Origin of the sequence: Sphingomonas sp. TX0543, assembly GCF_048565505.1 — a bacterium.
Lineage (GTDB): Bacteria > Pseudomonadota > Alphaproteobacteria > Sphingomonadales > Sphingomonadaceae > Sphingomonas.
In genome coordinates, this window is sequence record NZ_JBLZUS010000002.1 from 3,122,858 (window position 1) to 3,136,419 (window position 13,562).

Genomic DNA, 13,562 nt, shown 5'->3' on the forward strand with positions numbered 1-13,562 from the left:
CACGCGCGAATGGCTCACGCGCAGAGCATTATTGCCAGCTGCGACACCAGGCCTCGACGTCGAGGAGCGCCAATATGCGAGCCCAGGCAAGGTCATCGTACATGCCGGGTTGGCGCAACGCGCGTCGGATTTCATCCGTTCTGAGCAACCCCGCATCCGACAGGAAACCGCCGCACAGGAGATCCTCGATTTTACGACCTTGCTGCTCGATCAATTCTATCGCCAGGCGATCGAAGCTTCCCTTTGTCGTCCGCTCGATGATCTCAGATGGTAACCGGTTGCGAAAGGCATCGCGCGCAACCGCCCGGTTCACGCCGCCGCGGCACCACATCCACGACGGGATTTTGAGGCACGACTCGACCACGGGCTGGGACAGTAACGGATATATGACCGGGTATTTCCGTTCATAGCCAAAGCCTTCAGTGAAGTTCGAGACGATGACAAGCAACCCGATGTGCTCGAGCTTTCCCGGTAGACGCTCTTTTGTGGGAGCCAGCCAGGGGTGGCATCCGACATCGAATTCGACGGTGCGGTACCTGCCGCGGAGGAACGACAAGTCTGGCTTCCACATATAGCCGGGATGGCGTCGTCGGAGCCGCCTCACCGCCGCACGCGCAACCGTGAACCCGCCGGCCCCGCTTAGCGCGCTCACATCCCTCACGGTTTCACAGAATTTGAATGGGCCGCCACGCGAGAGGGTTCGGTCAGCGACGGGCGCCGAGGACTGGATATAGCAAAAGACGTTGTCGCCGCCGCCGCCGCTGAACACCACATCAGCGCCGACCGCTTCCGCCCATTCCTTCACGTTGCGCGCGCCCGACTGCGAAAAGGCACGCGAAAGCGGCCGCGGCAGATGGGCTGCGTCTGACCGCAGGATATCGATACTGGCGATGCTCTCGGTCGCGTTGCGGACTTCCCTGCCGAGGCTATCGCCAAGCGCGTTGGCATAGTGCCGCTCGTCGCCGAGCGACCCCTCGACGCTCAGCAGATTAAGCAATGTCAGTTCGACCCCTGCGTGATGAAGCGCCCCCGCGACAATCGAGGAATCAAGCCCCCCCGACACCCCCAGGAGCGCATGACGATAACACGACGCCCAGGCACCAATCGTAGCGTCCACCGTCGCCGCCAGCCCCTCCGCTGCTTCGCGCCAATCATCAATTTGGACGGACCGGGCGGCAAAATCCCAGGGAGACCATCCTTGCTCGCGACGTGCGGTGCCATCCGCAATCACAAGGTGTTCACCGGGCCCGAGCTCTTCCACTCCCTCGAGCGCCGTTCGGTGAAACCGAAATCCCCGCATCTGCAAATGACCGGCAAGGTAGGCGAGATCGATCGCCGGCTTCGCGGCGCCGAGCAGTTCGAAGTCCCGCACGCTCGTCGCCATGACAACACAGGGCCCGAACATCGTAAAATAGATCGGACGCGTCGCCGAAGCGTCCCGTACAACGCGCACCTCCTCATTTGCTCGCGACGCGAGAAAAGCAACGAAACCACCCCACATATCGGTGTGGAGGGATCGCCCGTGAGTTTGGCCGATTGTCGCGACCTGACGCTGGTCGAACCGGTCGACCGATCTCGCCGGGAACAATCCCTCGAAGACGGCCCCGATCACGATCCCCTTGTCCGGATCGAGCGGCAGCGCTGGTAAACTCTCGTCAGTCCAGACCATCATGTTCGCGCTACGGTACCGGATTTGGAGCGCATGAACGCCCGACAGGCGCGCAATGATCTCCGGCGCAACTATATCGCCCGGTCGCGCCGCGATTACCGCAAGGCAGCGTCCGACGGTCATATCGTCAGGATTGGTCGAAAGGGCGAAACGCGATCCGGGGCATCCGTGACGGTAAACTTGCCGATTTCGACCCAGCAATGTGCCTGAAATGGTCGGTCGACGACTCCGATCACCATCCGCGGCGCATAGCCGGCGGCCATCATCATTCTCATCGCGCAGATCGATCGGGGCAAGCACCAGCGATTGGCACCGAACAGGAAATCGATGAGGCGAGCAGCCGTCGATATTCCGGATATCCGCGACAAGCCATCCAGTTCGCGGGGGCCGCCCGTGCTAATGCGGGTTTTGGCCTCAATTAGTTCGGCAATAATCTCCCGTATCGGACGTTTCCGCACCTCGTACATGGTGGCGATCATCCGGACCACAGCTGACACGACCCAAACTCTGGTCGGAGCACCTGTCAGCGCCGCCGTCGGCCGTCGCCCCCGGCGCGGCGCGGGCGCGCGATCCTTCGTCACCGGCATCGGTTCGGCTGTCAAAATGCCTCGGCTGACTAATTTCCCAATCTGCACCTCCCGGTTTCGAGTCGGGATGCCGCCGGAAATCGCGACCTTCATCGCCTCTTCCAGCGAGCCGCTGATCAGAAGATATCGATCCGCGTTCAGATCGAGGACGACTGTTCCCGACTGGAAATCGCAAGCGTAGATCGCGTCGGCCAATCGGAGCGCAGCCATGGCGAGTTCCATTTGTGCGGGTGGGCGCTTTGTACTACCGCCTACGGGCAGGCGGCAGGTAGCACCAACAGGGGCGAAAGGGCGCGCGACCACCTCGCCGCGCGCCCTCGAAGGCGATCAATCGTCCGCGTCGGACAGACCCGGATTGGTGATGCCCGAGACGCCGTCGAAGTGTCCGCCGAGCGGCCCCTTGGTCTCGGCGCTTGCGGCGCCCAGATCGATCACCTCGATATCGCGATCGTCATACCGGTCCATATGTACCTCCGTTGCAGAGTGGCTGCACCATTGCAGCCATCGCAATTCTAGCAAGGCCTTGCAGACGGCTGCGATCTTATAAGGTCTCGTTCGGGCGACTATTCTTTGAAACTGATAAAGATCAGGACCGCGACATTCGCGGACCACATGAATTCCCGGCGACAAATCGCCCTTCTCGCTACGTTGCTAACGCCTCGATAATCTTATTGGCGCGGCGAATTCTTCGGCGATGATAGGCTCGAATTGCCGCAAAACGGTTATGATCCGAACCGCGAAGGAGTGCATTTCGAAGGTGTTCGAGTTCCCCCGTCAAGTTCGCGAGGACCACCGACTCACGTTGCCGGACCGGCTGTAGACGATCATTTGCGGCAAGTAGCGCCCGCGCATGCTCCCGGTTATCACTTAGCGCAGCAATCGAACGAAAAAGTCGGGTTCCCATGGAGGCGGCATTGTCGCCCGAAAGGGCGTCGAATTCCCCGACGGATAGTGCGTCGAACAGCGAATGATCGGTCAATTTGACGATCAGGCGAACCAGGTGTTCGTGCCATTGATAGAGATCACGGAGCTCGGCTTCAGAAATCGCCGGCACGCGGTATCCACCGCGCTGGACCGGTTCGAGCAGCCCCTCGCCCAGGAGGCGCTGCGCCCCATCCCGCAATGGCGCGATCGACACTCCATGTTCGGCAGCCAGCACGCGTTCAACGATGGTCTCGCCTGGCTTAAACCGGCCTGCGACAACATCGGCTTTGAGCATTTGATAGGCCCGCTCCGCGGCGACAGCTTCCGGCGCCATCCCCGCCTCGCTCTCAACGCTCGCCCGGCCGACTAAGGCCAGCTTGTGCGCTCAATCTCGACGTGATGCGGTTCTGGTGACGAACAACGACATCAAGGAGTTCGCATTCGAGTTCCCAGAGATCATCCTGCAGCAACAGTTCGCGCGGTACGGTCATTTGGTGCTCCATTGCGAGAATTGGAATAAAAAGGTGTGGGGTCGTCATCGCCAGCGCATGCGCACAGCGAATATGATCCTCGAACCTCGACGTCGCAGCACCGGCCTCAATTTCACGCACCCACCGCTCGCTACGCCCGGTCTTTTGGGCGAGACGCGCTTGCGGAATCTTGTCCCGGCGCCTTCGTCGCTCGATGAGCTTTCCGGAAAGCTCCTTGATCGACGCAAAATCTTCCCTGTCGGTCGTTTTTGGATTTTGGAGCGTCATCTGCCGGACTCCGTGGCAGCGCCTCAAAGATCCAAACTCACAGCCCGCAGAGATGATGTTGTACAATAATCATGTCGTCAATTCTCGTCTTGTCGCGCGCGCGAGAGTATTTTCCGAGTGACACGGGAAAATAGTCTCGCACGCGCAACTAATTTTAACAATCCGATGGTGACCGCCCAATCTCGCCGCACACCTCGTCATAGATTTTCAGCAATCGACGGTCATCGCGCTCTTCAAGGAGCATGAGAGCTACGAGGAAGGTCTTCCAGACCTGGGGAGTCGGATGGACTGGTTGCGCGGTCGTCGCGCGTGCGATTGCATCCTCGACGTGATCTGCAAGCGCGGGCGACGTTCCGACATAACGAACAATCCTGCCGCCCAGGCGGTCAAGCTCAGGATCGAGCAGACAGGCCGCGATTGTTTCGCCGCTCGCGTGCCGGAGCCCGGCTACAGCGACATATAGCGTTGCACCGTGCGGCAGGAGATCTCCTACCAGTCGGCACAATCGACAATGACCGCGCAGAAACAGCTGAATTCCTTCAGCTGAAAGCTGCAACTTGAAAGCTCGTGATCGTATCCCAGTCGCCATCGCCGTTTTCCGTTTCCAGCTTGAAAACCGAATCGAGCGACCCTGCTCTGCCCCAAACCGTCTTGCGGGGCGGTTTACGAGCGCTTTGCCGTCACGAGAACAGATCGTGAAACCGGAAATGTATTTCCGGTTTTCGGAAATTCATTTCCGATAATCGGCAATACACTGCCTCAAACCGGAAACTAACTTCCTCCTGCCTTGCGGGGCGGCGCTCGCCGCTGCCATCCGTGCCGTGTCGAAACGACGAAGCCAGGGCGCCCTTTTTCGAACGAACGGCCTGCCCTTCGCCAGATTTCCATCCCCAGCACCCGCGAGCGGGCGAAAGTGGAGACATGCGTCCATGACCAGAACGCCAACCAGCAATATGGGCCTGCTCGTCGCTCTTGTGGCGGGTGTTATGCTCCCTGGCGGGGCGCAAGCACAAGCCGCGCCGGTCACTGGTGCAGGCGAGACCTCCATCACGCGGGGCTTGTCGGCATTGGGTACTGCAGCTGAGGCTGCTGAGCGCCAGCTCCATCAGAGCTTCGCCAACCTGCAATTCGAGGATTTCGGGCCGGCCCCGGTCAAGGGTCCGATTTACCAGGCAAACGCGGGAGGCAGGATCATCTATTACGCGCCGGAGAGCGAGCATCTCCTCTTCGCCTCGATCTACGACAAGAACGGCATCAACCTCACAGCGCTGACGCAGGAACAAGGGGCGTCGAAGCGATTGAAGGCGATCGATCCGACCAAAGCGCTGGCGATCGGGCCTGCAGGCGCGCCAACGGTGATCGAATTCACCGACCCGGACTGCCCCTATTGCCAGGCGCTCGAGCGCTTCTGGAACACCAAGGCGGTCGAGGGGAAGAAGGTCCGCCGGCTCGTGTTCTTCGTGAGCGGCATCCATCCATCCGCCGCGGCGAAGGCCGAGCACATACTCTGCTCAAGCGACAAGGAGGCGGCGTTCAGAGCGGCCTATGCCGGGCAAACCCCGCCGGTGTTCAGACAATGCGCCGAGGGGCACGCCAGGGTCGAAGCCGATGCCGCGCTCGTCGCCAAAATCGGGATCACCGGCACGCCGACGCTGATCGTGGATGGCAAGCTCGTCTCCGGCTTCCAGCAGGGAGAGCTCGAGGCTTTCCTCGATCGCCAAGGCGCCTCGAAGGCGTCGCCCGGCGCCGACAACTGAGTGCAGCGATCTTTCGCGCCGCGGGCGCCGCGAACACCAGATCCAGCAAAACCGGAGACGGCGGGCTCGTCAGGAGCCGTCCACCGACGCCCCGGCTGAAATCGATCGGACGGCTCCCAGCCAATGGAGCTTAGCAATGATGCGAAATTTCGGATCCCGGGCGCTTGGCGTCGCCAATGTCGCCCTCCCTTTTGCCGCGATGGCCGTGATCGCCGGGCCCGCCCATGCCTTCTCGGCCCCGGCGCAAGGCGATCTTGGCTACGACATCTACGACATTGTCGTGAACAAGGGCGTGAAGGGCCCGCTGGGCTTCGTTGGCGGCGTTGCCGCCTTCCTGTTCGGCGTCTCTCGCCTGTTTTCCAACATCATGATCGGCATCCCGACGATCGTCGCGGCGGTCTGCCTCATCAAAGCGGACAGCATCCTCCAGACCTTCGGGATGATCGTCTGACACCCGCGGCGCACTCACGCCCGGGCTGAAGCCCGCGCGCGGATTTCGCGCCGCCCACGAGCTGGGGGCCGATGGTCGGTCCCCGGAGACCGATGTCCTTTGCGGGCATCATGAAGCGGAAGGAGGAGGGCGATGGACGAACGTCTGCCGCAATATCTGCACCGTCCCGTCCAGATCCTGTGGTTCGGATCGGACGAGTTCGTCCTCGCGACCTCGACGGTGTTCGTCGCCGCGATCGTCGGCGGCATGATCGGTTGGGCGCTCATCCTTGCCCTCCTCCTTTTCATTCCCTGGAAGCGCTCGAAACCACGCGGCTATCTCGCGCACCTTGCGTGGCGCTGGGGCGTGGTGGGCTTCAAACATTATCCGGGTCCGACCCAGACCCGGTTCTGCGAGTGATGGGGATGCGCATGTTCATGCGTCCCTCACCCGACAGTGACCCGCTCGCGGCCAAGCCGGCGAGCTATGGGCTGCATCGCTATCTCCAGGGCTCGGCTAACCTCTTCGAAGAGAACCGGCTCTTGAAGGCGGCGATCGCCGGCCTGTTCGGGGTGAGCGCGGTGCTCGGCGCGGTCATCTATTCGACCAACCAGAATGCGCGGACCGTGGTCGTCCCGTTTGGCGCGGGCGGCGACCTCTACATCACCGGGAACAAGCCGTCGGAAGCCTATATCCGCACGATGACGCGCGACATCATCGCGCTCTCAGGGACATGGTCGACCTATTCCGCCGACCGGCAGTTCCAGGAGCTGCTGTCGATCGTCCACCCGTCAGCCTACAATGCGATGCGCGACAGCCTCAATCGAGTGCTCGACGAGCTCGCCAACAACCCGACCCTGTCGATCGCCACCTACATCCGTGGCGACCAGTCGGTGACCTGGACCGCGCACGACATCGTCGTGCCGGTCGAAAAGGTCCGCGTGATCGGCGGGGTGATCCGCAAATTCCGGGGCAATATCCGCATCGGCTATGCGATCGACCACGGTCGCTTCTGGCTGACGCGCCTCACCGAGGAGCAGTTCGATGCCGAAGCTCGCTAGCCGGGGCGCGATCGCGCGCGTCCTCCCACTCATGGTGGCGCTCACCTGTGCTCTCCCCGCTGCGGCGCAAAATATCCACGCGCTGCCCGACCAGACCAGCCGAATCCGCCTCTCCAACCGGGACATCAATCATATCGTCTGCGAGGGCGGCGAGATCGAGGACGTCAAATTCTCGGCCGAGAAGGGCCTCGCGGTCGAGAAAGGCGGCTCGGACGCATGGATCAAGTTCCTCGTCCGCGAGACCGATGATCAGGGGCAGGTCACCAGGACCTTCGTCACCCAGCCCGCAGAATTCTACGTCCTGTGCAACGGCGCGACCTATCCGCTCTATGCGGAGCCGGCCGAGATCCCCGCGCAGACGGTGATCCTCGAGCCGGGCCGACGCCAGCAGGCGCGTGCCAATACCGATCTCCTCGGCCCGCTGGTCGAAGAGGAGCGCGCGGTATCGATCACGCTGGCGCTGCTCGAAGACCGTATCCCGGCGAGCTTCACCGAGATCGCACCCGATGCCGCCACTTTCCGTATCACTGCCCTTCCCGCTCTCAGCATTCGTGAACGCCGGCGCCTCGCGATCGAAGGTTCTGGCCTCGACGCATCGGAATACCTCGCCAGCGCCGCGCAGCCGGTCTCGATCCGCGAACAGGATCTCGTCGATCCAGCGCTCGGGGCCGGGATTTTTGCGATCACCGCCGAGAAAACCAGGCTCGCCACAGGCGAGACAACACGCCTCGTCGTGATCCGCCGCGGGGTCGCTCGGTGATGGCGAGCGATCACAAATCCGGCGCTGGTGATCAGTCGTCCCCCTCACCCGAGGCGTCGGCGAACCGTCCACCCGAGGTGGTTTCAGGTAGCGCCCGTCCCGCGCTTCTCGACGTGAAGGCGCAGTGGGCGCGACTTTCTGCCAAACAGAAACTCCGCGCCAAACAATCAGGGGTTGCGACCGCCGTCGGGCTGCTCGGCCTCGGCCTCTATGGCGCGACCGGGCACAACGAAGCGCCAAGACCCGCCGCCGAAGCCGCCAAACTCGACATGGGCGCAGGTCTGCGCGGCGACAGCCTCGAGGTGAAATTGCGCGGGGATCTGAAGGCAATCCTCAGCGGCCAGCAATTGCTCGGCGACCGCATCAGCGCGATCGAGGAGGGCAAGGTCGTCCCCGGCAGCAAATCGCCGGGGACGAACGGATTGCCGCCCGGCATCGCGGATGGCGATCTGCCGCCCGCTTTACCCGGCGCCGCGCCGCATCTGCCCGTCCCACCCGTGACGGGTGACATTGGCGCTGACGCCGACCGACTGCCGCCGCCGCCGACCGCGCCTGCCGCCCCACCCGCACCGCCGGTCGAGAAAACGGTCGGCACGATCGGCTCGGCGACCAGTCCGGTCGTGCCCAAGGCCAGTGGCGATGGCTCGCCCGCGGCCAAAAAAAAGAATCGGACGATTTACTTGCCGCCTGGTTTCATGAAGGCGCGGCTCCTGACCGGGGTCGATGCGCTGGCGAGCCGCGATGCGACGAGCAATCCCGAACCGATCATCGCCCGCGTCCAGGCACCGGCCGTGCTTCCCAATGAGGTGAAGGCCAATCTCGCCGGCTGCTTTGTCGTCGGCAATGCAACCGGCAGTCTCGCCAAGGAACGGGTCGAGATCCAGCTCGTCACCTTGTCGTGCGTCGATTTCGACGAGCATTCGGTCGTCGACCAGCCGGTCAAAGGCTTTTTCGTCGATACCGACGGCAAGAAGGGACTGTCGGGCAAAGTGGTGACGCGCGCTGGCGCGACGCTGGCCCGCGCGTTCATCGCCGGCACGCTGAGCGGTATCTCGCAATCGGTCGAGAACACCTTCGGCTCGACCTCGACCTCCGCGCTCGGCACGGTGCGCACGCTCGATGCGGGCGATGCGGCGAAGACCGGCATCGCCGGCGGGCTCTCCAAATCGTCCGAGAAACTCACCGATTTCTACCTCGATCTCGCGCGCCAGGCTGGCCCGATCGTCGAGGTCGGCGCCGCCAAGGATGTGGTGGTCGTGATCCAGGAAGGGGTCGCGCTCGAGATCAAACCCAGCGCGGGGAGCAAATTCTGATGCCCGCGACAATCGGAGAAGCCAAAATGGCGGAACAATCCGACTATCGGCGCGCACGCAATTTGCGCGGCAGGACAGCGTTCGTTCTCGCCCTGCCATTTGCCCTGGGCGGATGCGCGACCCTCGGATCACTCCTGTCGCCTTACAGCGAGAAGTTCAGCTGCAAGAATTCCGACCATGGCCAATGCGTCCATCCGGAGCAGGCGTGGAATGACGCCGTCGCCGGCCGCGCGCCGCGATCGGATCCAGCCGTCACGCGCGACAGGAAATTGCTCGGCGCGGCGCCGAACTCAGGCCGCCAGGTCAGTGATGCCAGAACTGCAGCAACGCCGGCAAAGCCGGCCCGTGATCGCCAGGCTCCCGTTCCCGCGGTCCCACGCGCCAGCTTCGGCGAGACTGCTGCAATCGATAGCCCGGCATCGCCGATGCTCAAGCCATCGCGCACGATCCGGACCCTGATCCTCCCCTATGCCGACCGACAGCGCCCCGACCGGCTCTATATGCCGCGGTTCGTCTATTCGATCCTCGGCCGCCCGACCTGGGTGGTCGGCGACTATCTCGTCGAGCCAGTCGGCCGCGCGCCCAATCCGCCGGTGCTGCGTACGGCCCGCGATACGGGCGCCACCAGCACCGAGATCTCCGCGGATGCCAGCCCGCCTGCACTCACCGTAGATCATGCCGCCACCGACAACGCGCGCGAGGCGATCCGCGACGCAGACGTGCCCACGGCGCCATCCCCAGCCACACCAAATGCGCCCAATGCGGATCACAGCGATGCAGGCCCGGAACCCCGGTCATGAGCCCGCGCGCATCGGGGGCCGACAGCGGCCTTTCGTTCCGCCGGCTCCACGCCTCGGTTGCTCGCGATGCCTATTCCGATTTCCTGCCGCTCGTCGCCTGGGTCGAGGAAGAAGAGGCATTCCTGTGCATCGACGATGGCTGGGGCCAGGCATGGGAGCTGACGCCCTCGGCGTACATGTTCACCCATGTCAGCCAGGCCCTGCTCGGGCTGCTCAATGTGCAATTCCCCGAAGGGACGGTGCTGCAGCTGATCAGCTTTGCCGACCCGCTGATCGACGGCGCGCTCGACGCCTATCTTGATTTGAAGACCCGACCCGATCCCCTGGTCCAGGCATCGGCCCGCCGCACCGCCGATTATCTCCGAAGTGGTACGGCCGGGGTTGGTGCGCTCCATGGTATCCCGGTGCGCGATTTCCGGCTGTTCCTCGCGGTCAAGACGCGCGTGAAACTCGGCGCTGACCTCAGGCGTCAGGTCGAGGAGCAGCTCGCCAAAATGGGCATCCGCCGGCTTCCGCCCGAGGAGCTCGTCCGTTTCTATCGCCGGATCTTCAACGGCGTTTTCGCCGATGCGCCAGGCGTGTTCGTCAGCGCCGCCGGTGACAGGCCGGCGCCGGCGATCAGGAAGCAGATCATCGATGCCGGCCCCGATCTGCTGTTCGATGGCCCCGAACTCTTCCTCGGCAACCAGGTTGCGCGCTGCCTGACCCCCAAGGCGCCCGCGCGGCGGATTACCGCCGAACGCGCCAACCGCCTGATGGGCGGGATGCGCGGGAGCGCGGAAGACAGTGACCAGATCGGCGGACCATTCCTCTACTGCCTCTCGGTACTGTTCGATGTCTCGCAGTTCGAGGTGCACAAACGTGCACAGATCCTCTCGGCGCAGAAGGCGGCCGGAAGCTTCGCGGTCGAGGTCGGCAAGCAGATCGAGGAGATCGGCTGGATCCTCGACGAGGTCTCGAACAGCCGCTTTGTCTCGGTGATCCCGACCGTCTGGGTGTTCGGCCGCGACAGCGCCCAGGCGCGCGAGATGGCGGCGCGGGCCAAGCGGCTTTGGGAATCCGAGCCGCTCCCGTTCATGGTGCAGGAAGAGAGCTATCTCTTGCCCGTCCTCCTCGCCGCCAGCCTGCCGTTTGGACTCTATCCTGAAAAACGGACGCTGAAGCTGCTTGAGCGTGACTTCCGCATGCCGGCCCGCGCCGCCGCGGTGATGGCACCAGTCCAGACCGACTTTCGCGGTGGGGGCCGCCCGGCGCTGCTTTATGTCGGGCGCAAGGGCCAGCTCATCACGCTCGACCTGTTCGATCCCCGGATCAACAATTACAATTTCATCGTCTCGGCCGAGAGCGGCGCGGGGAAAAGCTTCCTTCTCAATAACCTTTGCCAGCAATATTATGCGCAAGGCGCGCTCATCCGCATCATCGATATTGGCGGGAGCTATCGCAAGCTCTCAACGCTCTGCTCGGGCCGCTATATCGACATCGGCGAGGAAAACCTTGTCCTCAACCCGTTCGACATGGGCCTCGCGCTCGACGGCGAGGACAAACAATCGGCGATCGCCATGGCGGTCGCGATCGTCGCTGAAATGGCCAATGCCTCGACCAGAAAACCGGTCACGACATCGGAATGGAACCTTCTCAAATCCGCGGTGCAATGGACCGTCGATACGAGGCGCGGCCATCATGGCGTGGATGCGGTCCGCGAATGGCTTGGCCGTTACCCGGACAATGCAACGAGCGATTTCGACCGCGTCGAGCATCTCGTGCCGACGGCGCGCGAGCTTGCCTTCAACCTGAGGGATTTCGGGTCGGACGGGGCCTATGGCCACTTCTTCAACGGCCGCTCCACCCTCGATATCTCCCATGACGAATTCGTCGTCCTCGAGCTCGAACGGCTGAAAGCACTCCCCGACCTCTTCAACATCATCGTCATGGTGGTGGTGAACGCGGTCACCCAGGAACTCTACCTCTCGGCGCGCGACCGGCCACGGTTCGTGCTGTGCGACGAGGCGGCGCAGTTCATGACCAGGAGCGATGGGCAGGATCTGTCGCGGCTCGCCGAGGCGTTCGGCCAGGGTTATCGCCGCGCGCGCAAATATCAGGGATCGTTCGGGATTGTGCTGCAGAGCATGAACGACCTCCTGCTGTTCGGCGGGACGGGCCAGGTCATCCTCGAAAATGCCGCGACGCGCTTCCTCCTGCAGGGCTCGACCTATGACAAAGCGGTCGAGAACAAGATCCTCGATTATTCGGGGTTCGTCCTCGACCTCCTGAAATCGGTGAGGAACGCCAAGCCCAATTATTCGGAAGTCTTTATCGACTCACCGCTCGGGCTCGGCATCGCCCGGCTGGTCGTCGATCCCTTCTCTTATTGGATCAACACCTCAGCGCCCAACGAGGTCGCCGCGTTTGAGGCGCGCCTGCGCGCCGGCCGGTCGCCGCTCGAGGCGATCTGCGAACTCGCCGGCATCAATCCGGCGGAGGTGCTCGGAACACCGGCTTCGACCAGCATTGCAGGGAGGATCGCATGATGCGTCCGCTCAATGGCGAGCAGCTCAAGCTCGACTGGGACAGTGACCCGGCGATCGAGGCGATGATCGAGGCGCGCGTCGCCGAGCGCGCCGAAGCGGCTGCGTTCCTCTGGCGCCTGCGGCTGGTGGCGATCGAGACCTGCATGCTCGGCGGTCTGGTGATCGCCGCCGGTCTCGCACTCCGGCAGCCGACGATTCAGGTGATCCGTGCCGGCGTGCTGATCGCAGCCGCCTGCTTTGTCAGCGGCATGCTGCTGATCGGCCTTTCAGGCGCGTTTGGGGTGATCGTCTCGAGGCTTCGCCAATGGAGGCAAAAATGACCGATCCAATCGAAAGCCATGTGCATCCTCACATATTGGAATTGATCGACGAACTGGGTGCGAACATCGGGCTCGATCGCAGTCCCGGGCAGAGCCCGCATGCCTATCTCGCCCAGCTCCTCTGGTTCCAGAAGCGTGAACAAGGCCTGATGGTGGGCAATCTCAGGACCGCGACGGATGTGATCCGCAGATCAACGGCATTGCTCAACGAGACGCTCCGTAACAATTGGTGGTACTTGATCATCGGCGCACTCCTGCAGACCTTCTGGGCAGTCGTGCCATTGGTGCCGCTGATCCAGTTATTGGGAGGGCCCGTCACCGTATATGCCGCATGGGTCGCCCTCATCTGTCTTGCGCCGGTAATCGCGAAGGCTGTCTTCGAACTCTACTGGCGCATCCGCGGCGACTCCTCTGAACTAGAGGGGGGCAAAAGCGCATGAACGGGATCTTCTCCTCGGCCCCGACCTCGCGCGCGGTTCGACTGGTCATCGCCAGCAATGGGTTACTGCTGATCCAGGCCACGATTACCTGGTACCTCCCCAGTTCAGAAAATGAGGCGCGACTGTTGATCGTCGCCACTTGCGTGCCGGCGATCATAGCACTTGTGCTCGCGATACGCGGTGAAAGCCGTCGCGATCGCGCTCAACGATGGGGG

At 63.0% G+C, this 13,562-nt stretch carries 16 protein-coding genes; 10 read left to right on the forward strand and 6 right to left on the reverse strand.

The features are described 5' to 3' along the window. Positions 1 to 28 precede the first annotated feature (28 nt). The 6 genes from ACM61V_RS15605 to ACM61V_RS15630 form a co-directional block, all read right to left on the reverse strand. Positions 29 to 1,792 (reverse strand): asparagine synthase-related protein, encoded by a 1,764-nt coding sequence (locus ACM61V_RS15605; RefSeq protein ID WP_419714116.1) that lies wholly within the window; start codon positions 1,790 to 1,792, stop codon positions 29 to 31. Continuing rightward, the gene (locus tag ACM61V_RS15610) at positions 1,789 to 2,451 is read right to left on the reverse strand and encodes a lasso peptide biosynthesis B2 protein (protein ID WP_419714117.1); all 663 of its coding nucleotides are present in this window, start codon (positions 2,449 to 2,451) and stop codon (positions 1,789 to 1,791) included. The genes ACM61V_RS15605 and ACM61V_RS15610 overlap by 4 nt, the downstream gene beginning before the upstream one ends. A 132-nt stretch (positions 2,452 to 2,583) precedes the next feature. Continuing rightward, complete coding sequence (locus tag ACM61V_RS15615) at positions 2,584 to 2,721, reverse strand: benenodin family lasso peptide (protein ID WP_401531689.1); 138 nt, start codon at positions 2,719 to 2,721, stop codon at positions 2,584 to 2,586. A gap of 178 nt (positions 2,722 to 2,899) precedes the next feature. Continuing rightward, the gene (locus ACM61V_RS15620) at positions 2,900 to 3,514 is read right to left on the reverse strand and encodes a GntR family transcriptional regulator (RefSeq protein WP_401531691.1); all 615 of its coding nucleotides are present in this window, start codon (positions 3,512 to 3,514) and stop codon (positions 2,900 to 2,902) included. Positions 3,515 to 3,527: 13 nt separating this feature from the next. Next, on the reverse strand, positions 3,528 to 3,938 hold the full coding sequence (locus tag ACM61V_RS15625; RefSeq protein ID WP_401531693.1) for a transcriptional regulator: 411 nt from the start codon (positions 3,936 to 3,938) through the stop codon (positions 3,528 to 3,530). A gap of 154 nt (positions 3,939 to 4,092) precedes the next feature. Further along, entirely contained in the window at positions 4,093 to 4,494 is a 402-nt protein-coding gene (locus ACM61V_RS15630; protein ID WP_419714118.1) for a hypothetical protein, read from the reverse strand. 373 nt (positions 4,495 to 4,867) lie between these two features. Between ACM61V_RS15630 and ACM61V_RS15635 the strand changes: the two genes are divergently transcribed. From ACM61V_RS15635 to ACM61V_RS15680, 10 genes are all read left to right on the forward strand, one after another. Then, positions 4,868 to 5,695 carry a DsbC family protein gene (locus ACM61V_RS15635; protein WP_401531696.1) on the forward strand — a complete coding sequence of 276 codons (828 nt, stop codon included), beginning with the start codon at positions 4,868 to 4,870 and terminating at the stop codon, positions 5,693 to 5,695. Positions 5,696 to 5,831: 136 nt separating this feature from the next. Next, positions 5,832 to 6,146, forward strand: a complete 315-nt coding sequence (locus tag ACM61V_RS15640) for a hypothetical protein (RefSeq protein ID WP_401531698.1) — start codon at positions 5,832 to 5,834, stop codon at positions 6,144 to 6,146. Positions 6,147 to 6,278: 132 nt separating this feature from the next. Further along, the gene (traL, locus tag ACM61V_RS15645) at positions 6,279 to 6,545 is read left to right on the forward strand and encodes a type IV conjugative transfer system protein TraL (RefSeq protein WP_401531700.1); all 267 of its coding nucleotides are present in this window, start codon (positions 6,279 to 6,281) and stop codon (positions 6,543 to 6,545) included. A gap of 11 nt (positions 6,546 to 6,556) precedes the next feature. Then, positions 6,557 to 7,186: a TraE/TraK family type IV conjugative transfer system protein gene (locus ACM61V_RS15650; protein WP_401531702.1), complete on the forward strand. Its 630-nt coding sequence runs from the start codon at positions 6,557 to 6,559 to the stop codon at positions 7,184 to 7,186. Next, the gene (locus tag ACM61V_RS15655; RefSeq protein ID WP_401531704.1) at positions 7,170 to 7,946 is read left to right on the forward strand and encodes a type-F conjugative transfer system secretin TraK; all 777 of its coding nucleotides are present in this window, start codon (positions 7,170 to 7,172) and stop codon (positions 7,944 to 7,946) included. Before ACM61V_RS15650 ends, ACM61V_RS15655 begins: the two co-directional genes overlap by 17 nt. Continuing rightward, entirely contained in the window at positions 7,946 to 9,259 is a 1,314-nt protein-coding gene (locus ACM61V_RS15660; RefSeq protein WP_401531706.1) for a TraB/VirB10 family protein, read from the forward strand. Before ACM61V_RS15655 ends, ACM61V_RS15660 begins: the two co-directional genes overlap by 1 nt. A gap of 26 nt (positions 9,260 to 9,285) precedes the next feature. After that, the gene (locus ACM61V_RS15665) at positions 9,286 to 10,059 is read left to right on the forward strand and encodes a TraV family lipoprotein (protein ID WP_419714119.1); all 774 of its coding nucleotides are present in this window, start codon (positions 9,286 to 9,288) and stop codon (positions 10,057 to 10,059) included. Further along, a complete protein-coding gene (locus ACM61V_RS15670) occupies positions 10,056 to 12,587 on the forward strand; it encodes a TraC family protein (protein ID WP_419714120.1) in 2,532 nt (843 codons plus the stop codon). The genes ACM61V_RS15665 and ACM61V_RS15670 overlap by 4 nt, the downstream gene beginning before the upstream one ends. Continuing rightward, positions 12,584 to 12,907, forward strand: a complete 324-nt coding sequence (locus tag ACM61V_RS15675; RefSeq protein ID WP_401531712.1) for a hypothetical protein — start codon at positions 12,584 to 12,586, stop codon at positions 12,905 to 12,907. Before ACM61V_RS15670 ends, ACM61V_RS15675 begins: the two co-directional genes overlap by 4 nt. Further along, positions 12,904 to 13,347 (forward strand): hypothetical protein, encoded by a 444-nt coding sequence (locus tag ACM61V_RS15680; protein ID WP_401531713.1) that lies wholly within the window; start codon positions 12,904 to 12,906, stop codon positions 13,345 to 13,347. Before ACM61V_RS15675 ends, ACM61V_RS15680 begins: the two co-directional genes overlap by 4 nt. Positions 13,348 to 13,562: the final 215 nt, after the last annotated feature.

Bases quoted from the DNA above. Each gene is read 5' to 3' on its own strand.
- ACM61V_RS15605 (WP_419714116.1), bottom strand. From the start codon at position 1,792: ATGACCGTCGGACGCTGCCTTGCGGTAATCGCGGCGCGACCGGGCGAT.
- ACM61V_RS15615 (WP_401531689.1), bottom strand. From the start codon at position 2,721: ATGGACCGGTATGACGATCGCGATATCGAGGTGATCGATCTGGGCGCC.
- ACM61V_RS15620 (WP_401531691.1), bottom strand. From the start codon at position 3,514: ATGGCGCCGGAAGCTGTCGCCGCGGAGCGGGCCTATCAAATGCTCAAA.
- ACM61V_RS15625 (WP_401531693.1), bottom strand. From the start codon at position 3,938: ATGACGCTCCAAAATCCAAAAACGACCGACAGGGAAGATTTTGCGTCG.
- ACM61V_RS15635 (WP_401531696.1), top strand. From the start codon at position 4,868: ATGACCAGAACGCCAACCAGCAATATGGGCCTGCTCGTCGCTCTTGTG.
- ACM61V_RS15640 (WP_401531698.1), top strand. From the start codon at position 5,832: ATGATGCGAAATTTCGGATCCCGGGCGCTTGGCGTCGCCAATGTCGCC.
- traL (WP_401531700.1), top strand. From the start codon at position 6,279: ATGGACGAACGTCTGCCGCAATATCTGCACCGTCCCGTCCAGATCCTG.
- ACM61V_RS15650 (WP_401531702.1), top strand. From the start codon at position 6,557: ATGTTCATGCGTCCCTCACCCGACAGTGACCCGCTCGCGGCCAAGCCG.
- ACM61V_RS15655 (WP_401531704.1), top strand. From the start codon at position 7,170: ATGCCGAAGCTCGCTAGCCGGGGCGCGATCGCGCGCGTCCTCCCACTC.
- ACM61V_RS15660 (WP_401531706.1), top strand. From the start codon at position 7,946: ATGGCGAGCGATCACAAATCCGGCGCTGGTGATCAGTCGTCCCCCTCA.
- ACM61V_RS15665 (WP_419714119.1), top strand. From the start codon at position 9,286: ATGGCGGAACAATCCGACTATCGGCGCGCACGCAATTTGCGCGGCAGG.
- ACM61V_RS15670 (WP_419714120.1), top strand. From the start codon at position 10,056: ATGAGCCCGCGCGCATCGGGGGCCGACAGCGGCCTTTCGTTCCGCCGG.
- ACM61V_RS15675 (WP_401531712.1), top strand. From the start codon at position 12,584: ATGATGCGTCCGCTCAATGGCGAGCAGCTCAAGCTCGACTGGGACAGT.
- ACM61V_RS15680 (WP_401531713.1), top strand. From the start codon at position 12,904: ATGACCGATCCAATCGAAAGCCATGTGCATCCTCACATATTGGAATTG.